The 26,188-nt window shown below is 69.9% G+C and carries 23 protein-coding genes; 18 read left to right on the forward strand and 5 right to left on the reverse strand.

The window, feature by feature from the left end; genetic code table 11:
* The first annotated feature begins 139 nt into the window (after positions 1-139).
* From ACX80N_RS12110 to ACX80N_RS12135, 6 genes are all read left to right on the forward strand, one after another.
* Positions 140-3,979 carry a multifunctional oxoglutarate decarboxylase/oxoglutarate dehydrogenase thiamine pyrophosphate-binding subunit/dihydrolipoyllysine-residue succinyltransferase subunit gene (locus tag ACX80N_RS12110; protein ID WP_459339586.1) on the forward strand — a complete coding sequence of 1,280 codons (3,840 nt, stop codon included), beginning with the start codon at positions 140-142 and terminating at the stop codon, positions 3,977-3,979.
* Positions 3,980-4,119: 140 nt separating this feature from the next.
* Complete coding sequence (locus ACX80N_RS12115; protein ID WP_105030186.1) at positions 4,120-4,719, forward strand: GDSL-type esterase/lipase family protein; 600 nt, start codon at positions 4,120-4,122, stop codon at positions 4,717-4,719.
* Between the two features lie 229 nt (positions 4,720-4,948).
* Positions 4,949-6,733, forward strand: a complete 1,785-nt coding sequence (locus tag ACX80N_RS12120; protein WP_105030185.1) for an ABC transporter family substrate-binding protein — start codon at positions 4,949-4,951, stop codon at positions 6,731-6,733.
* 102 nt (positions 6,734-6,835) lie between these two features.
* Positions 6,836-8,368: an ABC transporter permease gene (locus ACX80N_RS12125; RefSeq protein ID WP_105030184.1), complete on the forward strand. Its 1,533-nt coding sequence runs from the start codon at positions 6,836-6,838 to the stop codon at positions 8,366-8,368.
* An 8-nt stretch (positions 8,369-8,376) separates the two neighbouring features.
* Positions 8,377-9,411, forward strand: coding sequence for an ABC transporter permease (locus ACX80N_RS12130; RefSeq protein WP_240614921.1), 1,035 nt, complete (start codon positions 8,377-8,379; stop codon positions 9,409-9,411).
* Positions 9,411-11,192 (forward strand): ABC transporter ATP-binding protein, encoded by a 1,782-nt coding sequence (locus tag ACX80N_RS12135; RefSeq protein WP_459339587.1) that lies wholly within the window; start codon positions 9,411-9,413, stop codon positions 11,190-11,192. Before ACX80N_RS12130 ends, ACX80N_RS12135 begins: the two co-directional genes overlap by 1 nt.
* A gap of 67 nt (positions 11,193-11,259) precedes the next feature.
* On the opposite strand, the gene ACX80N_RS12140 is transcribed toward ACX80N_RS12135, so the two are convergent.
* Positions 11,260-12,225, reverse strand: a complete 966-nt coding sequence (locus ACX80N_RS12140) for a zinc-binding dehydrogenase (RefSeq protein ID WP_459339588.1) — start codon at positions 12,223-12,225, stop codon at positions 11,260-11,262.
* Between the two features lie 146 nt (positions 12,226-12,371).
* On the opposite strand from ACX80N_RS12140, the gene ACX80N_RS12145 reads away from it, so the two are divergent.
* A complete protein-coding gene (locus tag ACX80N_RS12145) occupies positions 12,372-12,446 on the forward strand; it encodes a 50S ribosomal protein bL37 (protein ID WP_369299106.1) in 75 nt (24 codons plus the stop codon).
* Positions 12,447-12,527: 81 nt separating this feature from the next.
* Here the strand turns inward: ACX80N_RS12145 and rsrA are convergent, their stop codons facing one another.
* Together rsrA and ACX80N_RS12155 are read right to left on the reverse strand one after the other, a co-directional pair.
* Positions 12,528-12,788, reverse strand: a complete 261-nt coding sequence (gene rsrA / locus ACX80N_RS12150; protein WP_105030181.1) for a mycothiol system anti-sigma-R factor — start codon at positions 12,786-12,788, stop codon at positions 12,528-12,530.
* Positions 12,785-13,480, reverse strand: coding sequence for a sigma-70 family RNA polymerase sigma factor (locus ACX80N_RS12155; protein WP_240614920.1), 696 nt, complete (start codon positions 13,478-13,480; stop codon positions 12,785-12,787). Before ACX80N_RS12155 ends, rsrA begins: the two co-directional genes overlap by 4 nt.
* 412 nt (positions 13,481-13,892) lie before the next feature.
* On the opposite strand from ACX80N_RS12155, the gene ACX80N_RS12160 reads away from it, so the two are divergent.
* From ACX80N_RS12160 to ACX80N_RS12210, 11 genes are all read left to right on the forward strand, one after another.
* Positions 13,893-14,441, forward strand: coding sequence for a DoxX family protein (locus ACX80N_RS12160; RefSeq protein WP_105030180.1), 549 nt, complete (start codon positions 13,893-13,895; stop codon positions 14,439-14,441).
* A gap of 5 nt (positions 14,442-14,446) precedes the next feature.
* Positions 14,447-15,853 carry a 3-phosphoshikimate 1-carboxyvinyltransferase gene (gene aroA, locus ACX80N_RS12165; protein WP_459339589.1) on the forward strand — a complete coding sequence of 469 codons (1,407 nt, stop codon included), beginning with the start codon at positions 14,447-14,449 and terminating at the stop codon, positions 15,851-15,853.
* Positions 15,850-16,980, forward strand: coding sequence for a ribosome small subunit-dependent GTPase A (gene rsgA / locus ACX80N_RS12170; RefSeq protein ID WP_459339590.1), 1,131 nt, complete (start codon positions 15,850-15,852; stop codon positions 16,978-16,980). Before aroA ends, rsgA begins: the two co-directional genes overlap by 4 nt.
* Positions 16,981-17,165: 185 nt before the next feature.
* Positions 17,166-17,369: a cold-shock protein gene (locus tag ACX80N_RS12175; RefSeq protein WP_105030177.1), complete on the forward strand. Its 204-nt coding sequence runs from the start codon at positions 17,166-17,168 to the stop codon at positions 17,367-17,369.
* A gap of 155 nt (positions 17,370-17,524) precedes the next feature.
* Positions 17,525-18,334, forward strand: a complete 810-nt coding sequence (gene hisN / locus ACX80N_RS12180) for a histidinol-phosphatase (protein ID WP_459339591.1) — start codon at positions 17,525-17,527, stop codon at positions 18,332-18,334.
* A 30-nt stretch (positions 18,335-18,364) separates the two neighbouring features.
* Positions 18,365-19,126, forward strand: a complete 762-nt coding sequence (locus tag ACX80N_RS12185; protein ID WP_459339592.1) for a class I SAM-dependent methyltransferase — start codon at positions 18,365-18,367, stop codon at positions 19,124-19,126.
* Between the two features lie 58 nt (positions 19,127-19,184).
* The gene (locus ACX80N_RS12190; RefSeq protein ID WP_459339593.1) at positions 19,185-20,090 is read left to right on the forward strand and encodes a metal ABC transporter substrate-binding protein; all 906 of its coding nucleotides are present in this window, start codon (positions 19,185-19,187) and stop codon (positions 20,088-20,090) included.
* Positions 20,087-20,857 carry a metal ABC transporter ATP-binding protein gene (locus ACX80N_RS12195; protein WP_459339594.1) on the forward strand — a complete coding sequence of 257 codons (771 nt, stop codon included), beginning with the start codon at positions 20,087-20,089 and terminating at the stop codon, positions 20,855-20,857. Before ACX80N_RS12190 ends, ACX80N_RS12195 begins: the two co-directional genes overlap by 4 nt.
* Before the next feature lies 1 nt (position 20,858).
* Entirely contained in the window at positions 20,859-21,752 is an 894-nt protein-coding gene (locus ACX80N_RS12200) for a metal ABC transporter permease (protein ID WP_459339595.1), read from the forward strand.
* Complete coding sequence (locus tag ACX80N_RS12205) at positions 21,752-22,474, forward strand: metal-dependent transcriptional regulator (RefSeq protein WP_459339596.1); 723 nt, start codon at positions 21,752-21,754, stop codon at positions 22,472-22,474. Before ACX80N_RS12200 ends, ACX80N_RS12205 begins: the two co-directional genes overlap by 1 nt.
* Positions 22,475-22,589: 115 nt before the next feature.
* Positions 22,590-23,690: a carboxylate-amine ligase gene (locus tag ACX80N_RS12210; protein WP_459339597.1), complete on the forward strand. Its 1,101-nt coding sequence runs from the start codon at positions 22,590-22,592 to the stop codon at positions 23,688-23,690.
* A gap of 31 nt (positions 23,691-23,721) precedes the next feature.
* Here ACX80N_RS12210 and ACX80N_RS12215 read toward each other — a convergent pair whose 3' ends face one another.
* The gene (locus ACX80N_RS12215; protein ID WP_459339598.1) at positions 23,722-25,893 is read right to left on the reverse strand and encodes an alpha-galactosidase; all 2,172 of its coding nucleotides are present in this window, start codon (positions 25,891-25,893) and stop codon (positions 23,722-23,724) included.
* A gap of 40 nt (positions 25,894-25,933) precedes the next feature.
* Positions 25,934-26,161, reverse strand: a complete 228-nt coding sequence (locus ACX80N_RS12220; protein WP_157940094.1) for a hypothetical protein — start codon at positions 26,159-26,161, stop codon at positions 25,934-25,936.
* Between the last annotated feature and the right edge of the window lie 27 nt (positions 26,162-26,188).

Below are 26,188 nucleotides of genomic sequence, written 5' to 3' on the forward strand. Positions count from 1 at the left end.
GGCGCACCTCCGGGCGACACGCCTGATTGGATGTTGCCTACTCCTGTCACTACACTTGGACAGGGTCCAGACACGGCTTTCCGCCGAACGTGCCGCCCGCACCGCGCTCAGGGCAACTTACGGAAGAGGCGTATACCAAGTGCCAGAACAAACCAGCCACCGTCTACCTGAAGAATTCGGCGGGAACGAGTGGCTTGTTGATGAACTCTACGAGCAGTTCCAGAAGGACCGCCACTCGGTCGACAAGAAGTGGTGGGACCTGTTCGAGTCGTTCGACGCGGAGAAGTCGCCGGCCGGGAACGGCCGCCACGCACCCGACCAGGCCACCGCGCCGGCGCCCGCTGCTCCGGCGGCGCCTGGGAACAGCGGCACCTCGGCCACCGTGGACCCCCGCCCCGCGACCAAGGAGCTCCCGGTCGTGAAGGCCGAGGCTCCCGCGCCGAAGGCGTCGGGTGAGAGCCCGGCCAGCACGCAGCAGAACGGCAAGCCCCCCGTCGCGAAGGAACCGGCGAAGAAGCCGGATACGCCGCGGGAGGACAAGCCCGCGCCGAAGCCCATCCCGGCAGAGCTGCCCGCCTCGGACCGCAACGGCGAGATGGAGGAGAACAGGGTCAGCGTGCTGCGCGGCCCGGCCAAGGCCATCTCCACCAACATGGAAGCCAGCCTGAGCGTCCCCACGGCGACCAGCGTCCGCGCCATCCCGGCCAAGCTGCTGATCGACAACCGCGTGGTCATCAACAGCAACCTCGCCCGGGCCCGCGGCGGCAAGGTCTCCTTCACGCACCTCATCGGCTACGCGATCATCCGGGCCCTCGCGCAGTTCCCCTCGCAGAACGTCTACTACGACGTCGTCGACGGCAAGCCCTCAGCCATCCAGCCTGCGCACGTGAACTTCGGCCTCGCGATCGACATGCCGAAGCCGGACGGCACGCGCTCGCTCGTTGTGCCGAACATCAAGAAGGCCGAGACCATGAACTTCTCGGAGTTCTGGCACGCCTACGAGGACCTGGTGAAGAAGGCCCGTGCGGGCAAGCTGGGTGCCGACGACTACGCCGGCACCACGGTGTCCCTGACCAACCCGGGCGGCATCGGGACGGTCCACTCCGTCCCCCGCCTCTCCAAGGGCCAGGCCTGCATCATCGGCGCCGGCGCCCTCGAGTACCCCGCCGAGTTCCAGGGTTCGAGCGAGAAGACCCTCGCCAAGCACGCGATCAGCAAGACCATCACGCTCACCTCGACCTACGACCACCGTGTCATCCAGGGCGCGGGCAGCGGCGAGTTCCTGCGCATCATCCACCAGCTGCTGCTGGGCGAGCAGGGCTTCTACGACGAGATCTTCGAGTCCCTCCGCATCCCCTACGAGCCCGTGCGCTGGAGCGCCGACATCCAGGTCGACCCGATGGACCAGATCAACAAGGTCGCCCGGATCCAGCAGCTCATCCACGCCTACCGTGTGCGCGGTCACCTCATGGCGGACACGAACCCGCTCGAGTACGTGCAGCGCAAGCACGCCGACCTCGACATCCGCACGCACGGACTCACGCTGTGGGACCTCGACCGCGAGTGGCCCACCGGCGGCTTCGGCGGCCAGCCGATGCTGAAGTTCCGCGACATGCTCGGCGTCCTGCGTGACGCCTACTGCCGCACCACGGGCATCGAGTACATGCACCTGCAGGACCCGGCCGAGCGCCAGTGGTTCCAGGACGAGCTGGAGCACCCCTACTCCAAGCCCAGCCGCGAGGAGCAGCTGCGCATCCTGCACAAGCTGAACTCCGCCGAGGCCTTCGAGACCTTCCTGCAGACCAAGTTCGTGGGCCAGAAGCGCTTCTCCCTCGAGGGCGGCGAGTCCCTGATCCCGCTGCTCGACGCCGTGATCTCCGGTGCGGCGGACGACGGCCTGGACGAGGTGGCCATCGGCATGGCACACCGCGGCCGGCTGAACGTGCTGACGAACATCGCCGGCAAGACCTACGCCCAGGTGTTCCGCGAGTTCGAGGGCACCCAGGACCCCCGCTCCGTACAGGGCTCCGGCGACGTCAAGTACCACCTCGGCACCGAGGGCACCTTCACCTCCGACGCCGGGAACGAGACCAAGGTCTACCTCGCGGCGAACCCGTCCCACCTCGAGGCCGTCGACCCCGTGCTCGAGGGCATCGTCCGCGCGAAGCAGGACCTCCTCGACCAGGGCGACACCTTCCCCGTGCTGCCGATCCTCATCCACGGCGACGCCGCGTTCGCCGGCCAGGGCGTGGTGGCGGAGACGCTGAACCTGTCGCAGCTGCGCGGGTACCGCACCGGCGGCACCATCCACGTGATCGTGAACAACCAGGTGGGGTTCACCACGAGCCCCACGTCCTCCCGGTCCTCGGTGTACTCCACCGACGTCGCGAAGATGGTCCAGGCCCCCGTGTTCCACGTGAACGGCGACGACCCGGAGGCCGTGGTCCGCGTGGCCCAGATGGCGTACCAGTTCCGTCAGCGGTTCAACAAGGACGTCGTCATCGACATGGTCTGCTACCGCCGCCGCGGGCACAACGAGGGCGACGACCCCTCGATGACGCAGCCCATGATGTACAACCTCATCGAGGCCAAGCGCTCGGTCCGGAAGCTCTACACCGAGGCCCTGATCGGTCGCGGCGACATCACGCAGGAAGAGGCCGAGCAGGCCCTGCGCGACTACCAGGAGCGCCTCGAGCGTGTCTTCGCGGAGACGCATGCCGCCCAGACCTCGCCCATCCCCGTCATCACCAAGGACCCGAAGGCCGTGTCCGACCTCGAGCGCCCCTACGCGCAGCAGGCCGAGGGCGGGGAGAACGAGGCGCCGCAGACGGCGATCAGCCCCGAGACGCTCGCCCGGATCGGCGCGGCGCACACCGCGATCCCCGAGGGCTTCACGGTGCACCCGAAGCTCAAGGCGCTGCTCGAGAAGCGCGAGCAGATGTCCCGCGAGGGCGGCATCGACTGGGGCTTCGGCGAGATCGCGGCGTTCGGTTCGCTGCTCATGGAGGGCGTGCCCGTGCGGCTCGCCGGCCAGGACTCGCGCCGCGGCACCTTCGTGCAGCGCCACGCCGTGTTCCACGATCGCGCCACCGGCCACGAGTGGCTGCCGCTGGACGACCTCAGCGACGACCAGGCGAAGTTCTGGGTCTACGACTCCCTGCTCAGCGAATACGCCGCGATGGGCTTCGAGTACGGCTATTCCGTGGAGCGCCCCGACGCACTCGTGATCTGGGAGGCGCAGTTCGGCGATTTCGTCAACGGCGCGCAGACCATCATCGACGAGTTCATCAGCTCGGCGGAGCAGAAGTGGGGCCAGCGCTCCTCCCTCGTCCTCATGCTTCCCCACGGCTACGAGGGCCAGGGTCCCGACCACTCCTCGGCGAGGATCGAGCGCTTCCTGCAGATGTGCGCCGAGGAGAACATGGTGGTGGCCAACCCGAGTTCGGCCGCATCCCACTTCCACCTGCTGAGGCGGCACGCGTACAACCGTCCGCGCAAGCCGCTCGTGATCTTCACGCCCAAGCAGCTGCTGCGCCTGAAGGCCGCGGCGAGCCCGGTCGAGGACTTCATACAGGGCACCTTCCGCCCGGTCATCCCCGATACGCTCGAGACGCCCGGGAACGACGTCGAGCGGGTGATCCTCGTGTCGGGCCGGCTGTACTACGACCTCCTGTCCTCGCGGCAGAAGCTCGACGACGCACGGACCGCCATCGTCCGCGTCGAGCAGCTCTACCCGCTCCCCCTGGACGGGATCCACGCCGCCCTGGCCGCGTACCCGAACGCGGAGATCGTGTGGGCGCAGGACGAACCGGCCAACCAGGGACCGTGGCCCTTCATCGGACTGAACCTGCCGCAGGAGCTGGACCGGCGCATCCGCCTGGCCTCGCGCCCGGCGTCGGCGTCCACCGCCACGGGTTCCGCGAAGAACCACGCGGTGGAACAGGAACTCCTCATCAAGAGGGCTTTCGGCCGCCAGTAGCAAGCCGTCAGTATGATGTCGGGTGGGGCTCCGGCCCCACCCGACGTCTTTAAGGCTGGAACGGGACCCTGCCGTCACGGCACCCCGGCTCCGCCCGAACCCATCCGACTCCGTACGACGACCAGCACACCGAGGGACCAGTGGAACAACGCAGAATCCGGCTAGCAGCAGTGGGCGACGAACTCCTTGCGGGGCTCGGTGATCCACGGGCGCTCGGCTGGCTCGGACGCGTGATGGCCCGCACCCGGCCCGACGGCGCCTCCCTGGAGGCCTACAGCCTCGCGGCCCCCGGGGAGGGGACCGAGTCTCTCGCCAACCGCTGGCTGCAAGAGGCCGGGCGGCGCTTCGGCGACGGTTTCGAGAACCGCCTGGTGATCGGCCTCTCGGACCGGGACCTCGACCTCGAGCTGTCCACGGCCAGGAGCCGTCTCAACCTGGCGAACATCCTCGACGGAGCCTCGCAGATGAGCGTCAAGGTGCTCGTCGTGGGCCCTCCCCCGGGTCTGGATCCCGAGCGCAACCGCCGCCTGGCCGATCTCTCAGCCGCCTTCGGCGACGTCACCACGCGCCGCAAGCACGTCTTCGTGGACACGTTCACCCCACTGCTGGCCCACGAGCAGTGGCGCCACGATCTCGCCTCGAACGGCGGCACCCCGGGCCAGGCCGGCTACGGCCTCATGGCCTGGCTCGTGCTGCACCGCGGCTGGTTCCAGTGGCTGGACGTGCCGGCGCCAGAATAAGGCACCAGCACGCCGGAAAGCCCCGGGGACACGGTCCTCCCGGGGCTTTTCGTTTGCGCAGCAACCTTATGTTTCACCGAGGTAACGAATGGGTTAGGAATGGTTCGCTGAGTGTCCGGAGGCAACGAACCTTCGCTATGCTGGCCCAGTGTGATTGCCGTCACTGCAGCAATCCGCCTCGTGGGGCATCCCTTGGCCCCTCGCGCCAAGCACAGTAAGGACTATCTCAATGCGTAATAAGCGCGCTACGACGCTCGCCGCACTGTCCATCGGAGCGCTCATGCTGAGCGCCTGTGGATCGGCGGGCGGGACGGCCGAGAGCCCGGCATCGGAAGGTGCCACGGAGAACCTGGCGACGACGATCAACATCGCGATCAGCCAGGCACCGACGGGTTACAACGGCAACACCGCCGCCACCAACTCCGTGTACAACGGCTACGTGAGCAACCTGACCACGAGCGGCTTCGCGGCCTTCACCGCGGCCGGCGAGCTGGAAGCCAACCCGGACTTCGGCACCTACGAGAAGGTCAGCGACGACCCGCTGACGATCAAGTACACCATCGACGAAGATGCTGTCTGGTCCGATGGTGTCCCGATCGACTACGACGACCTCCTGCTCACCTGGGCCGCCATGTCCGGCACGAACCCCAGCGGTGTCACGGATCCCGAGACGGGCGCCGAGTCGGACCTGTTCAAGGCCTCGTCCACCAACGGCTTCGCCCAGACCAAGATGATCGAGGGTGAGCCGGGCGACAAGGAGTTCGAGCTCGTCTTCAACGAGCCGTACGCCGACTGGGAGGCACTGCTCACCGGCGACCTGATCGTGCCCGCGCACATCGCGGCCGAGCAGGGCGGACTGTCCACCGAGGGTGACGGCGCCGCGCTCGTCGATGCCATCCAGAACAAGGACGTCGCCGCGCTCACGCCGGTGGCGGAGTTCTGGAACACGGGCTGGGACTACGAGGCGGATCTCCCCACCCTCCCAGACCTGGCACTGCTGCCCTCCTCCGGCCCCTACAAGCTGGACAACGCCACCAACGGCACGCTCACCCTCGTCAAGAACGACAAGTACTGGGGCGAGGAGCGTGCCGGCAAGACCGACACCATCGTCTTCAAGACCATCGTCGACGAGGAGGCCGTCCAGGCCCTGCAGAACGGCGACGTGGACGTCATCGACCCGTCCAGCCCCTCCGTGGACACGAAGGCCGCCCTCGAGCAGATCGGTGAGACCGTCACGGTCGACACCGGGACCTCGCTGACCTTCTCGCACATCGACCTCGACCAGCGCCCCGGCGCCGTCTTCGAGGACGTCAAGGTGCGCCAGGCCTTCAACGCCTGCACGCCCCGTGCCGACATGGTCGACAAGTTCGTGACCCCGATCGACCCCGAGGGGACGGTCATGAACCTGCGCGAGTACCAGCCGGGCCAGCCCGACTACGAGACGGTCCTCGACGGCGCCGAAGCCGCCCAGGGTGACGGTTCCGCCGACATCGAGGGCGCCAAGAAGCTCCTGGCCGAGGCCGGCAAGACCGAGCCCGTAAAGGTCAGCCTCATGTACGCCGCCACGAGCCAGCTCCGCGCCGACATGGTGGCCCTCGTCAAGGACTCCTGCGACAAGGCCGGTTTCGAGATCGTCCCGCAGCCCGAGGCCGAGTGGAGCGCCAAGCTCTCCCAGCCCGGCGCCTGGGACGCCGTCCTGTTCGGCTGGGCCGGATCCGGCCTGGTCGCCTCCGGCCAGTCGATCTACGTGACCGGTGGCGAGCAGAACTTCGGTGGCTACACCGATCCCGAGGTCGACCGCCTGTGGACGGAGATCGCCACCACCACTGACGCCGACAAGGTGCCTGCGCTCAAGACCGAGCTCGAGCAGCGCCTCGCCGAGACCCAGTACAACGTGGTGCTCTACGCCAACGCCGACATCATCGCGCACTCCTCGAAGCTCGAGGGCGTGGAGATGAACCCCACGCAGACCGGCATCACCTGGAATGCCTACAGCTGGACGAAGCAGGCCTGATCGCTCTCTCCGGATCACGCATGAGGACGGGCAGGCCCTCGGGCCTGCCCGTCCCTGTGCCCGGCCGCGCGCCAGCCAGCACCGTTTCCTAGGAGCCCCCACGTGTTCTACTTCATCGCCAAGCGATCCGTCATCTCGTTCTTCATCATGCTCGCAGCGACCACGCTGATGTATTTCCTCACGATCTCCTCCGGCGATCCCTTCGAGGACCTCGGGGAGACCAACGGACCGGAGAAGGCCGCCACGATCGCGGCCCGGACCGAGGCCATGAACCTCGACGTCCCCCCGATCCCCCGCTACTTCCTGTGGCTGCAGGACGTGGGACACTGCCTCGTCCCCGGCGGCATCAGCTGCACCCTGGGCCAGGACCGCACCGGCGCGGCCGTCCTCCCGCAGCTCGAGAACGCGATGGGCTCCACGCTGCGACTCGTCGTCGTGGCGACCGTCCTCGCCCTCATCCTCGGCGTGGTCGTGGGCATCGTCACCGCGATCCGCCAGTACAGCGTGTTCGACTACTCGGTCACCTTCCTCTCCTTCCTGCTCTTCTCGCTCCCCCTGTTCTGGCTCTCGACGCTGCTCAAGCAGTACATGGCGATCGACCTCAACACGTGGCTCGCGAATCCACAGTTCTCGTATCTGACCATCGCCCTGATAGGGGTGATCGCCGGTGTCGTCTGGGCGGTCGTCGTCGGCGGCGACCGCCGACGCCGGCTGATGGTCTTCGGGGTCGCGGCCGTCGCCACGGCACTCGCCCTGTACCTCCTGCTCGTCACGGGCTGGTTCACCAAGCCGGGCTTCGGCCTCCTCGGGATGCTCGTCTCCGCGGCGGGTGTCGCCGTCCTCTGGACGGCCCTGCTCGCCGGGTTCCGGCGTCGCCGGGTCCTGCACGCGGCGCTCGCCGCCGCCGCGGTCAGCTTCATCGGCTACCTCGTCTCGATCCCGCTGCTGGAGAACCCCAACTGGTTCATCGTGCTGGCGCTCGTCGTTGTGACCGCTGTCGTGGCCTACCTCGTGGCCGGTGTGGTCGGTGGACCGTTCCGCGCGCAGGCCGCCAAGATCGGTGCCGTCATCGCGGTATCGGTGGGCCTCCTGATCGTGGTCGACCGCCTCCTCCAGGCGTATCCGACGCTGTCCGCGAAGGCCGGTGGCCGGCCCATCCCGACGACCGGCTCGCAGTCGGCGAACCTGGCGGGGACGTTCTGGGAGATCAACCTCGACTTCGCGCTGCACCTCATCCTGCCGACCATCGCCCTGACGCTGATCTCCTTCGCCACCTACACGCGCTACACGAGGGCCAGCCAGCTGGACGTCATGAACCAGGACTACATCCGGACGGCCCGCGCCAAGGGTCTCAGCGAGCGCACCGTGCTCGTGAAGCACGCCTTCCGCAACGCGATGATCCCCATCACCACGCTCATGGCGTTCGACTTCGCCGGCGTCCTCGGCGGCGCCGTCATCACGGAGCAGGTCTTCGGCTGGAACGGCATGGGCAAGATGTTCGTCGACGGCATCGACCACGTGGACCCGGGGCCCGTCATGGCCTTCTTCCTCGTCGTCGGCACGGCGGCCGTGCTGTTCAACATGCTCGCCGACATCGCCTACGCGTTCCTCGACCCGCGCATCACCCTGAGCTAGGACCCATCATGACCAGAAACGATTCCCCGCGGGACGACTCCCGCGCGTCCGTCGAGCTGTCGGAGATGACCCTGCAGAGCCAGGACACCGACATCGCGACGGCGACCCCCACGCGGGAGCAGACCGACCGCATCCGCACCACCGAGGCGAAGAGCCAGGGCCGCCTCATCAGGGAGCGCTTCTTCCGGCACAAGGGCGCCCTCGCCGGCATCGCCCTGCTGGCCCTGATCTTCCTGCTCGCCTTCACCTCGATCGGCTTCGCCGGCATCCCCGGGTGGTGGAACAAGGACTACGACGTCCTCGCGGACCGGTTCAACGAGGGCCGGCCGACCCTGACGCTGTGGCCCTTCAGCCTCGGCGAGCACCCCTTCGGCCAGGACGTCCTCGGCCGCGACTACTTCGCCCTGACGATGCGCGGCACGCAGACCTCGCTCATCATCGCGTTCATCGTGGGCCTCGTGGCCATGGTGATCGGCACCACGGTCGGCGCGATCGCCGGCTACTTCCGCGGCTGGACCGAGGCGTTCCTCATGCGGATCACCGACGTCGTCATCACCATCCCGACGGTCGTCATCGCAGCCGCGGTCGCCGGTATCGTCGCGAAGCACGGCATCATCCCCTTCGCCCTGTTCCTCGGCGCCGTGACATGGACCGGGCTGGCCCGGCTCGTCCGCGGCGAGTTCCTGTCGCTGCGGGAGAAGGAGTTCGTGGAGTCCGCGAAGTCCGTGGGTGCGAGCTCCGCCCGCATCATCTTCCGCCATATCCTCCCCAACACGGTGGGCGTGATCATCGTCTCGACGACGCTGGCCATCTCGAGCGCGATCCTGCTGGAGACCGCCCTGAGCTACCTGGGTCTCGGCGTCACGGCGCCGGACACCTCGCTCGGCAAGGCCATCAACGACAACCGCTCGGCCCTCACGGTCCGGCCGTGGCTGTTCCTGTGGCCCGGAGCGTTCATCATCGGCATCGCCCTCGCCGTCAACTTCATCGGTGACGGCCTGCGTGACGCGTTCGACCCCAAGCAGACAAGGGTGAAGCAGTAATGAGCACCAGTTCCGTCATCATCTCCGACGAGCAAGCGCCGGTCGGCAACGGCCCCATCCTCGAGGTGAAGGGCCTCGGCGTCGAGTTCAACGTCGACAATGAGTGGGTCATGGCCGCCGAGGACGTCTCCTACGAGATCCACCCCGGGGAGATCCTCGCGATCGTGGGCGAATCAGGATCGGGCAAGAGCATGTCCTCCATGGCCCTGCTGGGCCTCCTCCCTCGCAACGGGCGGTCCTCGGGCAGTGCGAAGATGCTCGGGAAGGAGCTGATCGGGGCGTCGCAGAGCACGCTGCGGCGCGTCCGGGGCAACGACATCGCCATGATCTTCCAGGAGCCCATGACCGCCCTGAACCCCGTGCTGACCGTCGGCGAGCAGATCCGCGAGGCCGTCGAGCAGCACACCGAGCTCTCCCCCGCCCAGGCGAAGAAGCGCGCCATCGAGCTGCTGCGCATGGTCGAGATCCCGGAGGCCGAGCGCCGCTACGACTCCTTCCCCCACCAGTTCTCCGGCGGCCAGCGCCAGCGCGCCATGATCGCCATCGCCCTCGCCAACGACCCCATGCTGCTCATCGCGGACGAGCCGACGACGGCGCTGGACGTCACCGTGCAGGCCGAGGTCCTCGACCTCATGCGCAAGCTCAACAAGCGCCTCAACAGCGCCGTGCTGCTCATCACCCACGACATGGGCGTGGTGGCCGACCTCGCCGACCACGTGGTCGTCATGGAGCAGGGCCGGATCGTGGAGGCGGCGCCCACCGCGCAGCTGTTCGCGGCGCCGGCCGAGGCCTACACCAAGCAGCTCCTCGGAGCCGTGCCCCACCTCGGCTCGAAGGTGGGCGGCGTCCTCAGCGACGTCGAGGTGGTCGACGGGCACGCGAGCATCCACGAGGAGTACGCGGAGGCGGCGTTGCGGGCGCAGGCCACGCACACCGCGTCCGGCGTCGTGCCCGCCCTCGAGCTCACCGACGTGGACATCGAGTACCCCGGCCGGTTCCGACAGCCGGCCTTCAAGGCGGTCTCGGGGGTCTCGCTCACCATCAACCCGGGCGAGGTCCTGGGCCTGGTGGGTGAGTCGGGCTCGGGCAAGTCGACCATCGCCCGCGCGGTGACCGGCCTGATCAAGACCTCCGGCGGCAAGGTCCGGATCGGCGGCACGGACATCACGGACCTCAGCGCGCGGCAGCTGCTTCCGCTGCGCAAGAAGTTCGCGATCGTGTTCCAGGACCCGGCGGCCTCCCTCAACCCGAGGCTCTCCATCGGCGAGAGCATCGGCGAGCCACTGCTCCTGCACGAGAAGCCGGGCCGCGCCGAGCTGGACAAGCGCGTGGCGGCCCTGCTGGAGGACGTGCAGCTGCCGGTCGCGTTCCGCAACCGGTACCCGCACGAGCTCTCCGGTGGACAGCGCCAGCGCGTGGGCATCGCCCGCGCCCTGTCGCTCCGCCCGGACCTCCTCGTGGCCGACGAGCCGACGTCGGCCCTCGACGTGTCGGTGCAGGCGAAGGTCCTGGAGCTGCTGCAGGACCTCCAGCGGGAACGGGGCTTCGCATGCCTGTTCGTGAGCCACGACCTCGCCGTCGTCGAGCTGCTCGCGAGCCACATCGCGGTGCTGAACAAGGGCATCCTCGTGGAACAGGGCAGCACCGAGCAGATCCTGAAGTACCCGCGCGATCCCTACACGCGCCGCCTGCTCGCAGCGGCGCCGGTGCCGGACCCGGCGCACCAGGCGCTGCGCCGGGAGCAGCGCTCCGCCCTCATCGCGGCGGGCGCCGTCGACTAGCGACGCCGCACCACGGGAAGGGATCCTCCGCGAACGGAGGGTCCCTTCCCGTGTGTCCGGGGGCTGCTCAGTGGCGAAAGACGATCTTCCCGAACACGTCCCCCTCGAGCATCCGCCGGAAGCCCTCCGACGCGTCGTCGAGCGGCAGGACCGTGTCGATGACGGGGCGCACACCCGTGGCCACGAGGAAGCGCGTGAGCCGCCCGAGTTCCTCCCGCGTGCCCATCGTCGAGCCGAGCACGCGCAGCTGGAGGAAGAACACCCGGTTGAGGTCCGCGGAGGGGGCGGGCCCGCTCGTCGCACCGCACGTCACGACGGTCCCCCCGGGGACGAGCGACTTCAGGGAGTGCGACCAGGTGGCCTCCCCGACGGAGTCGAAGACGACGTCGACGCGCTCGGGCAGCCGGGCACCGGCGTCGAAGGCCTGCTCGGCGCCGAGCTCCAGCGCCCTCTCCCGCTTGGCGGCGGTGCGGCTCGTCGCCCACACACGGAAGCCCGCCGCCGCGGCGAGCGCGATCAGCGCGGACGCCACGCCGCCGCCCGCACCCTGCACCAGCACCGTCGACCCCGGTGCCGCCGGGGAGACGGTGAACAGCATGCGGTACGCCGTGAGCCACGCCGTGGGCAGGCACGCCGCCTCCTCGAAGGACAGCTCCGCGGGCTTCGGCACCAGGTTCCGCCCGGGAACCCACACGTAGTCCGCCATCGTGCCCGGGTGGCGTTCGGAGAGGAGGGAGCGCTTCGGATCGAGGGTCTCGTCGCCGCGCCACTCGGGCGAGGACACGACGCCGTGCACGATCACCTCGTTGCCGTCGTCGTCGATCCCCGCGGCGTCGCACCCGAGGACCATCGGCAGTCGGTCCTCCGGCAGTCCCACGCCCTTCAGGGACCACAGGTCGTGGTGGTTCAGGCAGGACGCCACCACCCTGACCCTTCGGAAGCCCGCCGGGGCCTCCGGTACCTGGAGGTCACCGATGGTGAGGCCGGCGAGCGGATCGTCCGGGGACTGGGTGGCTGCGTAGGCGGCGCGCATGCATAAGCTCCTTCGATCATGGATGGTCGTGCTCATCCTAAGCACGCCCTCCAGGGGCGGGCCTGTTTAGGCGGGGCAGGTCGCCGTATGGGAGACTGGGGAGCAGTTCTGCACGACTGCAGTGCCTGAAGAAGAAGGAGGCAGCCATGAGCAAGCGAGCACGCAAGCGCCGCGACCGGAAGCGTGGAGGCGCGAACCACGGTAAGCGCCCCAACACCTGAGTCCAGGCGTATCAACGAAAGAACCTCCGGCCCGCGGGCCGGAGGTTCTTTCGTTGATACGGCTCTCGTCCCGGTGGGCCGTCAGTGGTCCACGGACTGGAGGTGGCTGATGCGGTCGAGGATGCTCGCCTTCAACGTGGTCGGCGCAACCTCGGTGCACGAGCGCTTCACGACCGACCGGATCACGCACTCGAGGTCGTGTTCCTCGGCGCACTGCGGGCACCCGTCGAGGTGGTCCTTGATCTCCACCAGGTCCTGATGGGACAGAGCCCCGTCCAGGTACTCGTAGAGCCGTTCGATCCGCGAGTCGGCGCAGTCGCCGAGACTTCCGCAATCACTCATTTCTTCATCTCCTGTTCCTTGCCCCCTGCACCTGCGGCGACCGGGGTCTTGGCACCAGCTCCTCTGGTGGCACCGAGGCCCCGCTCGTGTGCGTACTCGGCGAGCAGTTCCCGCAGGAGCTTGCGTCCGCGATGCAGCCGGGACATGACGGTCCCGATGGGCGTGTTCATGATTTCCGATATTTCCTTGTACGCGAAGCCCTCGACGTCGGAGAAGTACACGGCGAGCCGGAACTCCTCGGGGATCGCCTGCAGGGCGCTCTTGACGTCGGAATCCGGCAGGTGGTCCAGGGCCTCCGCCTCGGCGGACCGCAGGCCCATCGAGGTGTGCTCGGCGGCCTTCGCGAGCTGCCAGTCCTCGATGGTGTCCGAGTGCGACTGCAGGGGCTCGCGCTGCCTCTTGCGGTAGAGATTGATGTAGGTGTTCGTGAGGATGCGGTACAGCCACGCCTTCAGGTTGGTCCCGGGCTTGTACTGGTGGAAGGCCGAGAACGCCTTGGTGTAGGCCTCCTGTACCAGGTCCTCCGCGTCGCTGGGATTGCGCGCCATGCGCATCGCGGCGGAGTAGAGCTGGTCGACGTACTGCATGGCGTCGCGCTCGAAGCGGGCCTTCCGGTCGGCTTCCGACTCGGTGGACACATCCAACTCTGCATCTTCGGCCTGATTGCTGCCTGCGGGGGCTGTAGTATTCATCGTCCTGAAGTCTACGCGCCGGAGCTGCCGCGGCCCCGTGGGACCGTCATGCTTGACCGTCGTCGAGAGCTGGAATCCGGGTCTGTCGACCGTAGCGGTCTGTCCACCTGTCATGTGCGTGGGTACCCCTTCACCGTCGTCTGCGTCACCCCTGGTCCAACCTCCTCCGGGGTCCTTCTATTCCTGCCCCGGAGCCCCGGCCGCCGCCGGTGGGCCCCGGGACGGGACGACACCCGGTCGGCGGCGAAATCCGCCCTCGGTGCGGCGACGCACAGCAGGAGGGTCCCCGCAGGAGCCGCTTCCGGATCGCCCCGCCCGATGCGGCATGTAAAACTAGACCCAGCGTGCTTAGTAATTGCTCGGAAGTACAGACCCGACGTCCGGCGGAACCGCCGGCAACCAGGAGGCAGTTGTGACCCTTGTCCGCGTAATCGCCCGACCCCTGCTCGCCAGCAGCTTCGTGTTCTCCGGCGTCGACCGGCTCCGCACCGCGGGCGCCACGGCCCCGCAGCTCAAGCCGGTCCTCGCCGGCGTGACGAAGGTGGTCCCGTCCGCCGCCGCGCTCACGAGCAACGAGAAGCTCGTGGGCCAGGTCCTCGGGGCCACGCAGATCGGTGCGGCGCTCCTGCTCGGCATCGGCCGGTTCTCCCGCGTCGCAGCCCTGCTGCTGACCGTGACCGCCACCGTCAACGCCCTGGTGGACTACCGCTCGGCGGACGCCTCCACGCCCGAGGGCAAGAAGGCCCGCCGCGCGCAGCTGCTCAAGCACCTCTCGCTCATCGGTGCCGTCCTGCTCGCCGCGGTGGACACCAACGGCCGTCCGGGCATCGCCTGGCGTGCCGAGCACCTCGCCCTGGACGCGAAGAAGAACGCCGCCGGCTTCGGCAGGGACGCCCGCAAGCAGCTGAAGAAGGCCGACAAGGCCGTGCGCAAGACCGCGTCCGACGTCGTCGGTTCCTAAGCGACATGACCGTTACCTCAGGCGGGGTGTCCGACCACATCCTGTGGCGGGCGCCCCGCCTGACGCGTCCCGTGGACGCCGAGATCTCGGTGCCCGGGTCCAAGTCCCTCACCAACCGCTATCTGGTGCTCGCGGCCCTCGCCGACGGTCCGTGCCTGATCCGCCGCCCGCTGCACTCCCGCGACTCCGCGCTGATGGTCCGGGCCCTGCGCTCGCTCGGCGCCGTGGTCGAGGAGGTGCCGGGCGACGGCGGGTTCGGGCCGGACCTGCGCGTGACGCCCCTGCAGGCCGGGCCGGGCACCGCAGCAGACCGCGCCGTCGACTGCGGGCTCGCGGGTACCGTGATGCGCTTCGTCCCGCCCCTGGCCGGGCTCGTGACCGGCAGCACCCGGTTCGACGGCGACCCCCACGCGCGCCGCCGCCCGATGGGCAGCATCATCGCGGCCCTGCGCGGCCTCGGCGTCGCCGTCGACGACGGCGGGGCGGGGTCGCTGCCGTTCGCCGTCGCGGGCGAGGGGAGCGTGCGAGGCGGACACCTCGTGATCGACGCGTCCGCCTCGTCGCAGTTCGTCTCGGCGCTCCTGCTCGTCGGGGCCCGGTTCACCGAGGGCCTGCACCTCGAGCACGTGGGCAAGCCCGTGCCCAGCCTCGACCACGTGAGGATGACCGTCGAGACGCTGCGGTCCCTCGGTGTCGCCGTCGACGACTCCGTGCCGGACCACTGGAACATCCCCCCGAGCCCCATCGCGGCCTTCGACGTCGCCGTGGAACCCGACCTCTCCAACGCCGGACCGTTCCTGGCCGCGGCCGTGGTCACCGGCGGCACCGTCCGCGTGCGGAACTGGCCCTCGGACACCACCCAGGTGGGTGACGCGTGGCGGCGCATCCTGCCGCTGATGGGCGCGACGGCGACCCTGGACGACGGCGTCCTGACGGTGACGGGCGGCCCGTCCGTCTCCGGCGGCACCTTCGCGGACACCTCCGAACTCGCCCCCACCGTCGCGGCGCTGTGCGCACTGGCGGACGGACCCTCGACCCTCACCGGCATCGCGCACCTCCGCGGACACGAGACGGACCGGCTCGCCGCGCTCGTCGCGGAGATCAACGCCCTCGGCGGCGATGCCGAGGAGACCGCGGACGGCCTCGTGATCCGGCCGGCACCCCTGCACGGCGGCGTGTTCCACACCTACGACGACCACCGCATGGCGACCGCCGGCGCGATCATCGGACTGGCCGTGGACGGCGTGGCCGTGGAGAACATCGGCACCACGGCCAAGACGCTGCCCGAGTTCCCCGGGCTCTGGGCGGCCGTGACCGGCACCGAGGAGACCGCCGGTACCGAGGACACCACGGCTCCCGGCTCCACGGAGCACGAGGACGGACGCCGGCCCGGAATGGCGGCCCGGGCATGAGCGAGGCCGGCAACCGCCGCGGGTCGCGGTCCTGGGACGAGTCCGACGTCCGGATCCGCCCCAACAAGAAGGGGTCCCGCCCCCGCACCAAGACGCGTCCCGCCTACGACGACGCCGTGACGGGACGCGTGGTGACCGTGGACCGCGGCCGCTACACCACCGTGGTCGACGAGGACACGCCCGACGAACGCATCGTCATCGCCGCACGCGCGCGCGAACTGCGGCGCAACGCCGTCGTCGCCGGCGACCTCGTGGCGCTGGTCGGCGACCTCTCCGGCGGCCCCGACTCCCTGGCCCGCCTGGTGCGGATCGAGGACCGGCACACCGTCCTGCGCCGCAGCGCCGACGACACCGATCCGGTGGAGCGCGTCGTCGTCGCCAACGCCGACCAGCTGGTCATCGTCGTCGCCGCCGCCAACCCCGAACCGCGGACGGGCTTCATCGACCGCGCCCTCGTGGCCGCCTACGACGCCGGGATCGAGCCGCTGCTGTGCATCACCAAGGCGGATCTCCGCGACCCGGCGCCGCTCCTCGCCAACTACGAGCACCTCGACCTGCGCGTGATCATCAGCAGGACGGACGAGGCCGTGGGGATCGAGGCCACCTCCGACGACGGCGAGTCGGCCCGCCTCTCGCACGGCGCGGTCGATGCCCTGCGGGACGAGCTCGACGGGCAGGTCAGCGTACTGCTCGGCCACTCCGGCGTCGGGAAGTCGACCATGGTCAACGCCCTGACAGGATCCACGCGTGCCACGGGCGGCGTCAACGCCGTCACGGGCAGGGGACGCCACACGTCGTCGTCGGCCCTGGCCCTCAAGGCGGCGGACGCCGCACCCGGCACCTGGATCATCGACACCCCCGGCATCCGGTCCTTCGGCCTCGCGCACGTCGACGCCGACCGCATCCTGAAGGCCTTCCCCGACCTGGAGCCGGGAACCGACCGCTGCGAGCGCGGATGCCGGCACGACGGCAACGCCGTGGACTGCGGGCTGGACAGCTACGTGGCGGAGGGGCTCGCCGGCGAATCCGGCCCGGTGCGGCTCGCCAGCCTGCGCCGCCTGCTGACTGCCGGGACCGCGGAACCGCGGGGCAGCGCACACGACGCCAAGGAGCTCGGCCAGCAGTGAGGCCGGCCCCCGATGTCAGGGATCCCGGTCGGGCCTGTTAGAGTGAACGAAGTTGTTGTTTGCGCATTACATCTCTAAGCCTTGACCCTCCACCTGGAGTTCGACAGCTTTTTTGATAAGCGGTCAACGAACACCACGATGAGCCCCCGAACGTCGGGGCGCTCCCCCAGGTAAGGACGTACAGCATGGCTACTGGCACAGTGAAATGGTTCAACGCCGAAAAGGGCTTCGGCTTCATCGCTCCCGAGGACGGCGGCGCTGACGTGTTCGCCCACTTCTCCGCGATCAACTCGAACGGCTACCGTTCCCTCGAGGAGAACCAGAAGGTCAGCTTCGAGACCACCCAGGGTCCCAAGGGTCCCCAGGCCGAGAACATCTCCGTTCTCTAACTTCCTCCGTGCCGCGCTGCGGCGACGGACCGAGAGCCACCGTGCGGCGCGAGCCCGCGGTGGCTTTCTGCTTGTCCGGCCCGATCCTGCCCCGCCCCCGCCCGCCCCGCGCACGGAGCGCCTGATGCGCCCGCCCAGACGATAGGTTGATCGGTATGAGTTTCTCGCAGGGCTACAACGACGACCTCCGCCTCGCTCACATCATGGCGGACTCGGTCGACGACCACACCATGTCGCGGTTCAAGGCACTCGACCTCCGTATCGAGACCAAGCCGGACCTCACCCCCGTCACGGACGCCGACAAGGGGGCCGAGGAGGCCATCCGTGGGCAGCTGTCCAGGGCCAGGCCCCGCGACGCCGTCCTCGGCGAGGAATTCGGCAGCACTGGCTCCGGCTCGCGTCGCTGGGTGATCGACCCCATCGACGGCACCAAGAACTTCGTCCGGGGTGTACCGGTGTGGGCCACCCTGATCTCGCTGATCGACGACGGCCGGCCCGTGGTCGGCGTCGTGAGCGCACCGGCGCTCGGCAAGCGCTGGTGGGCCGCCGAGGGCACCGGCGCCTACACCGGCAAGTCCCTCGCCGCCGCGCAGCGCCTCCGGGTCTCCAACGTCTCGCGGCTCGAGGACGCCTCGCTGTCCTACTCAAGCCTCTCCGGTTGGAGGAAGCGCGGCGCACTGGCCGAGTTCGTCAACCTGACGGACCGCGTGTGGCGTACCCGCGCCTACGGCGACTTCTGGTCCTACTGCCTCGTGGCCGAGGGCGCCGTCGACATCGCGTGCGAACCCGAGCTCAACCTGTACGACATGGCGGCCCTCGTGCCCATCGTGACCGAGGCGGGCGGCCGCTTCACCTCGCTCGAGGGCGAGGACGGGCCTCACGGCGGCAACGCCCTCGCGACCAACGGTTCCCTGCACAGCGAGGTCCTGCGGACCCTCAACCCGGACGTGGATGACCTCCTCTAGCGGTACGGGTACGCCCCAGGGCGGCCCGTGGTGACGGGCGGACCGCGGTTCGACGACCAGCGCCGTCGCGCCCTGGCCGGCGCCTACCTGACCGGGGCCGGCCAGTACGACCGCGTGCGCCCAGGCTACCCGGCGGGGATCGCCGACTGGGTCGTCCCGCCGCGGGCCCGGCAGGCCGCCGACATCGGGGCGGGGACCGGCATCTTCACCGGCCTGCTGGCCGACCGCGGCCTCGAGGTGACCGCCGTCGACCCGTCCGAGGACATGCTGGCCGTCCTCGCCACCCGTCTTCCGGGAGTCCCCGTCCTCGAGGGCACGGCGGAGCACTCGCACCTGCCGGACGCCTCCATGGACCTGCTCACCCTGGCCCAGACCTGGCACTGGTGCGACCACCCGGCGACGGTCCGGGAGGCCGCCCGGGTGCTGAGGCCCGGTGGCCGGCTGGCCGTGCTCTGGAACCAGCTCGACGTCTCGCTGCCCTGGGTCCATCGCCTCTCCCGCATCATGCACGCGGGCGATGTCTTCTCCCCCGCCTACCGTCCCTCCTTCGGTCCGCGGTTCGCACCCCCCGAGGACGTGCTGGTGCGCTGGACCCAGGAGCTGAGCGTCCCCGACGTCGTCGACCTCGCCCGCTCCCGCAGCTACTACCGGCGCGCCACGCCCGCTCTCCGACGCCGCGTCGAGGCGAACCTGCACTGGTACCTCACCGACTACCTCGCGTTCACCCCGGAGGCCTCCCTGCGCCTCCCCTACTACACGCACGCCTGGCGTGCACCCCTGCTTACCACCTAGATTTCGGTACGGCTAAACCTTATCTTTAGGTGTGCCTCAAAAACCGCGGCAGGGATCGGTGCGGGCGTCTCTCGCCGGATGCCTCGTCCTGCTCGCGGCGCTGTGCGGGTGCGGTGCCTCCCCGGCGGACCCTCCGGAGGCCGCGGATGCCGACGGGCGTCCCCTGGTCCTGACCACCTTCTCCGTGCTCGCGGACCTCGCCGACACCGTAGGCGGCGGGCACGTGCGCGTCGAGTCGATCACGAAGATCGGCGCGGAGATCCACGGGTACGAGCCCACACCGTCGGACCTCGTGCGTGCACAGGACGCCGACCTGATCCTCGACAACGGACTGGGCCTCGAACGGTGGTTCGAGCGCTTCCTCACCGCCGTGGACGCCCCCCGCGCGGTGCTGTCCGACGGTGTGGAGCCCGTGGCGATCCGCTCGGGCGACTACAGCGGTCGCGCCAACCCGCACGCGTGGATGTCCCCGCTCGCCGCACAGACCTACGTGGACAACACGGTGGAGGCCCTCTCGGAACTGGTCCCGGAGCATGCGGCCGACTTCGCGGAGAACGGGCGGCTCCTGAAGGACCGCCTCGCGGGACTGCTCACGGAGTTCCGCGCCCGGATCGCGGGTTCCGGGGTCCCGGCACTCGTGACCTGCGAGGGCGCCTTCTCCTACCTGGCCCGCGACGCCGGCCTCGCCGAGGCGTTCATCTGGCCGGTCAACGCCGACTCCGAGGGTACCCCCCGACAGATCCGCGACGTCATCGGCTTCGTCGAGGAGCACGGTGTGCCGACGGTCTTCTGCGAGTCGACGGTCGACGCCTCCGCCCAGGAGCAGGTGGCCCTCGCCACCGGGGCGGAGCTCGGCGGGATGCTCTACGTGGACTCGCTGTCCGCGCCGGACGGTCCCGTGCCGACCTTCCTGGACCTGATCCGCCACGACCTGGCCACCATCGCGGAAGGAATCGCACCATGACCGCACTCCACGCCGACGCCGGCGTCCCCGTGCTCGACGTGCGGAACCTCGGCGTCCGCTACGGAGAGGTCCACGCGCTCGACGACGTCTCGATCACGCTGGCGGCCGGCAGGATCTGCGGGCTCATCGGTGTCAACGGCTCGGGGAAGTCGACGCTCTTCAAGGCGCTCATGGGACTTCTGGTCCCGCGCGAGGGCAGCGTGGAACTCTTCGGGACGACCACAGCGCGCGCCAGGAAGCAGGGCCTGGTCGCCTACATGCCGCAGGCGGAGGAGGTCGACTGGACCTTCCCGGTGTCCGTGGCCGACGTCGTCGCCATGGGTCTGTACGGGCGCCTCGGCGCCTCCCGCCGCCTCAGGACGGCCGAGCATGCCGCCGTCGGTGACGCGCTGGAGCGCGTGGGACTGGACGGGCTGAGGAAGCGGCAGATCGGCCAGTTGTCCGGCGGTCAGCGCAAGCGCGTGTTCATCGCCAGGAGCATCGCGCAGGACGCCCGGCTGCTGCTGCTCGACGAACCGTTCGCGGGCGTGGACCAGGCCAGTGAGCACACCATGACCGGGTTGCTGAAAGGGCTCCGCGACGAGGGGCGGTCCGTGCTCGTCTCCACCCACGACCTCGCCGGCGTCCCCGACCTGTGCGACGAGGCCGTTCTCCTGCACCGGCGGGTGCTGGCCTCCGGCGACCCGTCCGCCGTCCTGACGCACGGCAATCTGGCTCTCGCTTTCGGGGCCGCGCCCGCCGCCCCCCTCCCGGACGGAGGGTCCTGACGTGGACGTCCTCGCCTTCCTGCTCGAGCCGCTGCAGTACGGCTTCCTCACGCGGGCCCTCGCCGTGACCGTCGCCGCCGCGGTCGTGGCCGCCGTCCTCTCCTGCTGGCTCATCCTCATGGGCTGGTCCCTCATGGGCGACGCCGTCTCGCACGCCGTCCTGCCCGGGGTGGCCCTCGCCTACATCCTCGGGATCCCGTTCTCGATCGGCGCCTTCGTCTTCGGTGCGGGCGCGGTGGCCCTGATCGGGATCGTCAGGTCCACCACGAAGCTGAAGGCCGACACCGTGATCGGGGTGGTCTTCACCGCACTGTTCGCCTCGGGGCTGGCCATAGTCTCGGCGACGCCGTCGCAGGTCGACCTCATGCACATCCTGTTCGGCAACGTCCTCGGGGTGTCCGCGGGCGAGGTGTGGCAGGTGCTGATCCTCGGGGCCGTGACCCTCGCCGTCCTGCTGTTCAAGCGGCGCGATCTGACCCTTCTGGCCTTCGACCGCACGCACGCCCACGTGATCGGCCTCAACACCCGGCTGCTCTCGGCACTGCTGCTGGGACTGCTCGCCCTCACCGTCGTCGTCGGCCTGCAGGCGGTGGGGATCATCCTCGTCGTGGCCATGCTCATCACGCCCGGGGCCACCGCCTTCCTGCTCTCGCGCAGCTTCGACCGCATGCTGGGAATCGCCGTCATCCTGACCGTCACGGCGTCCGTGGCCGGGATCTATGCCAGCTACTACCTGGACATCTCGACCGGCGCGGCCGTGGTGCTGTGCCAGGCGCTCGTGTTCACCGCCGTCTATCTCTTCGCCCGACCCGACGGCGTCCTGTGGCAGGCCCGACGCCGTGCGGCGGCGCGCGCAGGCTCCGGGCGGCTGGCCGCCCCCCGGTCCGCGGCCTGATGGCGGGCCGCAGGGGCGCCGTCCTCAGCATCGAATCGACCAGCGTGCAGGACTACGTGAAGGCCATCTACGCCTTCACGGAGTGGCAGGACGCCGCCGTGACCGCGTCCCGGCTGGCAGCACGACTGTCCGTCGCCAACTCCTCGGTCACCGGGATGGTGGCCAAGCTCGTGGACCTCGGTCTCGCGGAGCACCGCAAGTACGGTCCCATCAGCCTCACCACCTCCGGTCGGGCGCTCGCCCTGGCGATGGTCCGTCGGCACAGGCTCATCGAGACGTTCCTCGTCACGGAACTCGGCTACGGCTGGGACGAGGTGCACGACGAGGCCGAGCAGCTCGAGCACACGGTCTCCGATGCCTTCGTCGCGCGGCTCGACGCGAAGCTCGGCCGCCCGCCGCGCGATCCTCACGGGGATCCCATCCCGGCGGCCGACGGCTCCGTCGCGTACCCGCCGGCGAATCGGCTCGACGGCGTCGACGACGGCCATGCGGGCCGGCTCGTGCGGGTCAGCGACGAGGACCCGGGCGTACTGCGCTTCCTCGACCGGCACGGGATCGGACTCGACGCCCACCTGCTGGTACGGCACGGTGCCGGCTCGCCGGTCGAACTGCTCCTCGGTCCGTCCGCGCCCGCCCTGCCCGTGGACGCCGCGCTCACCCGTGCGCTGTGGATCGGGGGCAGTGTCCCGCACGAGGGGTGCACGCTCCGGAATCCGCTGTAGGTCGGCGGCGTTCCCCGCGTCATGCGCGCCGTGGCGTTCCCGGACTATGGCACCCGCTCCTAGACTGAGCGGGATGTGCGGCTCGATCCTGCCCCCGACGTGATAGGAGTTCCCGATGACCACTCTCGGCCTTGAGGAGGAGTACCTGCTGCTCGAACCGGTGTCCGGGCTGCCCGCCCACCGTGCCACGGAGGTGCAGGAGCTCCTCGAGGCGGTCCCGGGGATCAGCGAGGACGAGGTCCAGCGCGAGCTCCTGTCGTGCCAGATCGAGACGGCGACGCCCGTGTGCGAGACCCTCGGGCAGGCCGAGGAGTCCCTCCGGACCTTCCGCCGCACGTTCGCGGACGCTGCCGGACATGCCGGGACGATCGGTGCCGCGACCGGGACGGCCCCGTGGATCCGTCAGGCCTACCCCGAGCTCACCGACAAGCAGCGCTACGAGGACCTGCGGGCCACCGCACCCGGCATCGTGGGTGACCAGTTCGTCAACGGCCTGCACGTGCACGTCGGTGTCCCCGACCAGGAGCGTGGGGTGCAGGCCCTGAACCGCATCCGCCCGTGGATCCCCCTGCTCACCGCCGTCGGCGTGAACTCCCCCTACTGGCTGGGCAGGGACAGCGGGTTCGGCAGCTGGCGGGTGGTGCACTACCGCCGCTGGGCCGTCCAGGGCGTGGCTCCCTACTTCGCGGACGCCGCGGACTACGAGCGCCGCATCAGCGCCATCAGCGCCACCGGCGCGATCCTCGACCGCGGGGTCCTCACCTGGGTGGCAAGGCTCTCCGACCGCTACCCCACCCTCGAGCTGAGGGCGTGCGACGTGCAGCTCGAGGCGGAGGACTCCGTCCTGCTCGGGGCGCTGACGCGGGCGCTCGTGGTCACGGCACTGAAGGACGCCGAGGCGGACACCGCGCCCCTCGTGCCGGATCCCGAACTGCTCGACGCCGCCCTGTGGCAGGCGGCGCGGGACGGCATGGAACGCCAGCTCGTGGATCTGGCGACGGCGGAGCCCGTGCCCGCACGCCGGCACCTCGCGGCCTTCCTCGACTACGTCGGCGCCGCGCTCGAGGCCGAGGGCGATACCGCGTGGGTCCGGGCGGGGCTCGAGACCATGGCGGAGCGCGGTACGGGTGCGGAGCGCCAGCGGCGTGCCATGCGCGACGGCGGCCTGGAGTCGCTGCTGTCCCTCTACGGGCGGACGCTCACCTCCCGGCCGTGACCGGGTCGGTCGGGCGGGCGGAGCGAACGGATCAGGGAAGACCGGCGTCGATCCCAGCGGTCACGGCGCGGAGCTCGATGAGCAGGGTCTGCTCGGGGAGCAGCACGGGCGCCTGGAGGCCCACCTGCGCCAGTGTCCGGCCGGTCAGGCGGAGCGGTGCGCCGTCGAGCGCCGCCTGCAGCCAGGCGAGCGGTGACTGCCCGTTCCCGGGATGCCCCTCCTCGGGTACTGCCGGCCGCACCGCGTAGAGCGTGTCCGGGTCGAGCCCGGGGAAGGTCAGCGGACCGGGCGGGTAGCTCGCGCTCGAGCCCGTGAGCGAGTACCCGAACAGCGCCCGCCGGCCGCCCTCGGAAACGATCCCCCGCAGGTCCATCGCAGGGTCGGTCAGGTCGGCATGCACGACGGCGCCGCGGTGCAGGTCCGCGCGCCACGCCCGGTGGAGTCCGACGTACCGGCCGAGCACCTCGTACTCCCCGTCCGTGAGGTCGGAGATGTCCCACTCGATGCCGTAGTGCCCGAAGACAGCGGTACCGGCCCGGAACGGCAGGGTGTGGGCGCGGCCGGTCGAGTGCGAGACCGGGCCGCCGACGTGCATGCCCAGAAGCTCGGGCGGCACGACGAGTCCCGTGTACTTCTGGTTGACGAGCCGCTCGATCGGGTCGATGCAGTCGCTCGTCCAGATGCGGTCCGTCCGGGCGAGGATGCCGAGGTCCACGCGGGCCCCGCCCGAGGCGCAGCTCTCGATCTCCAGCCCGGGGTGGCGCCGCCGCAGCTCGTCGAGCAGCCGGTACAGTGCCTCCACGTGCCGGTGCACGGCGGCGTGTCCCGTCCGTGCGTCCGCCGCCTCGAGCAGGTCCCTGTTGTGGTCCCATTTCACGTAGGCGATGTCGTTGGAGGACAGGATGTCGTCGAGGCGTTCGAGGATGTAGGCGTAGGCGTCGGGATTCCCGAGGTTCAGCACCTGCTGCTGGCGCCCTGGCAGGGGCAGGCGTCCCTCGGGCTGCAGGATCCACTCCGGATGGGCCCGCGCGAGGTCCGAGTCCGTGTTGACCATCTCGGGCTCGAACCACAGGCCGAACTCCATCCCGAGTCCCCGCACGTGGTCGATGATCGGGGCCAGCCCCGCAGGCCAGACCGTCCCGTCGACGTACCAGTCGCCGAGGCTCGAGGCGTCGTCGCGCCGCCCACGGAACCAGCCGTCGTCGAGGACGAAACGTTCGACGCCCAGGGAGGCGGCCCGATCCGCGAGGGCCAGCAGGCGCGGCAGATCGAGGTCGAAGTACACGGCCTCCCAGGTGTTGAGGGTCACCGGCCGGGGGCGCTGCGGGTGTGACGGACGCGAGCGCAGGTCGCGGTGGAAACGGCCGGCGAGCTCGTTCAGCCCGTTCCCCCACGAGCCGAGGGCCTCCGGCGTGGCGTAGCTCTGCCCGGGGGCCAGCAGGACCTCCCGCGGCGAGAGCACCTCCCCCGCGGCGAGGAACGCCGGGCCGGCGGGATTCTTCTCCGCCAGGACCTGCTGGTTGCCGCTCCATGCGAGGTGGATGCCCTGCACCAGGCCGTGCTCGAAGCCGAAGCCGTGTGCCCCGGCGGCCAGGAGCACCGTCGCGTCCGCCCCGGGGCGTCCGCGCCGACTCGTCCGCGCGTAGGTGCCGGCGGTCAGGGTGTGGCGCTGCGGCGAGCGCTCACGGAGGTGGCGGCCCGTCGTGTCGAGGACCTCGGCCGCGGTGTGGTGCAGCGGGAAGAAGAGCGCGAGCGACCGCACCTCGTAGTCGTCGTCGCCCGTGTTGGTGAGCACCAGGCGCTGCGTGAGCAGGCCCGATGCTGTGAGGCCCACGTGCGCGCTCAGCGCGAGTCCGGCGTCGTCGTCGCGCGCCCCGATGACCACCGCTGCCGCCCCGGGAGAGCGACTCACCGAGGTGACGGTGAAACGCGGATAGAGGTGCGCACCCGAACGGTCGCCGGTCAGGCCGGGGGTGCCCTGCCAGCCGGTCGACTCGAGGGGCAGGAGGGTGAGCCGCGCCGGGACGTCGATGCCGCCGGAGACGCGCTGTGGACGCTGCGCCGCCGTGAGTGCCTCGAGCTCCTCCCCCGCGAGTTCGCCGAGCTGCGGGCCCCAGTAGGTGAGGACGGGCAGACCGGAGGGATGGGGCTCGAGCACCACGCTGGTGCCGCCTCGCGCGAGGTGGAGGGGTTCGAAGGTCATTGATTATTTCTATCGCGAAAGTAATAACCGGGCAACGCGTCTAGCGCTCGCGGGTGTCCCGCCGCAGCAGGCCGAGGATGAGGCACAGCAGGCCGAGGATGAGGGGTATCAGCGTGTAGAGCGTGTGCGTGCCGCCCAGGTAGCTCATGACGAAGATGTAGATGAACGTGCCGCCGACGAGGAGCCAGCCGAGCACGATCAGAGCGCGGCCCCTGTGGGGCGGCGGCACTGGCGGGAGCCACGACGGCGGCCTGTCGGTCCAGCTCATTGCCCCAGTGTAGTTCGCGCGGGCGCC

The organism is Arthrobacter sp. MDT2-16 (assembly GCF_054510925.1).

Bases quoted from the DNA above. Each gene is read 5' to 3' on its own strand.
- ACX80N_RS12215 (WP_459339598.1), bottom strand. From the start codon at position 25,893: ATGACCTTCGAACCCCTCCACCTCGCGCGAGGCGGCACCAGCGTGGTG.
- ACX80N_RS12155 (WP_240614920.1), bottom strand. From the start codon at position 13,480: ATGAATACTACAGCCCCCGCAGGCAGCAATCAGGCCGAAGATGCAGAG.
- ACX80N_RS12120 (WP_105030185.1), top strand. From the start codon at position 4,949: ATGCGTAATAAGCGCGCTACGACGCTCGCCGCACTGTCCATCGGAGCG.
- ACX80N_RS12175 (WP_105030177.1), top strand. From the start codon at position 17,166: ATGGCTACTGGCACAGTGAAATGGTTCAACGCCGAAAAGGGCTTCGGC.
- ACX80N_RS12135 (WP_459339587.1), top strand. From the start codon at position 9,411: ATGAGCACCAGTTCCGTCATCATCTCCGACGAGCAAGCGCCGGTCGGC.
- ACX80N_RS12140 (WP_459339588.1), bottom strand. From the start codon at position 12,225: ATGCGCGCCGCCTACGCAGCCACCCAGTCCCCGGACGATCCGCTCGCC.
- ACX80N_RS12195 (WP_459339594.1), top strand. From the start codon at position 20,087: ATGACCGCACTCCACGCCGACGCCGGCGTCCCCGTGCTCGACGTGCGG.
- ACX80N_RS12205 (WP_459339596.1), top strand. From the start codon at position 21,752: ATGGCGGGCCGCAGGGGCGCCGTCCTCAGCATCGAATCGACCAGCGTG.
- ACX80N_RS12210 (WP_459339597.1), top strand. From the start codon at position 22,590: ATGACCACTCTCGGCCTTGAGGAGGAGTACCTGCTGCTCGAACCGGTG.
- ACX80N_RS12220 (WP_157940094.1), bottom strand. From the start codon at position 26,161: ATGAGCTGGACCGACAGGCCGCCGTCGTGGCTCCCGCCAGTGCCGCCG.
- rsrA (WP_105030181.1), bottom strand. From the start codon at position 12,788: ATGAGTGATTGCGGAAGTCTCGGCGACTGCGCCGACTCGCGGATCGAA.
- aroA (WP_459339589.1), top strand. From the start codon at position 14,447: ATGACCGTTACCTCAGGCGGGGTGTCCGACCACATCCTGTGGCGGGCG.
- ACX80N_RS12130 (WP_240614921.1), top strand. From the start codon at position 8,377: ATGACCAGAAACGATTCCCCGCGGGACGACTCCCGCGCGTCCGTCGAG.
- hisN (WP_459339591.1), top strand. From the start codon at position 17,525: ATGAGTTTCTCGCAGGGCTACAACGACGACCTCCGCCTCGCTCACATC.
- rsgA (WP_459339590.1), top strand. From the start codon at position 15,850: ATGAGCGAGGCCGGCAACCGCCGCGGGTCGCGGTCCTGGGACGAGTCC.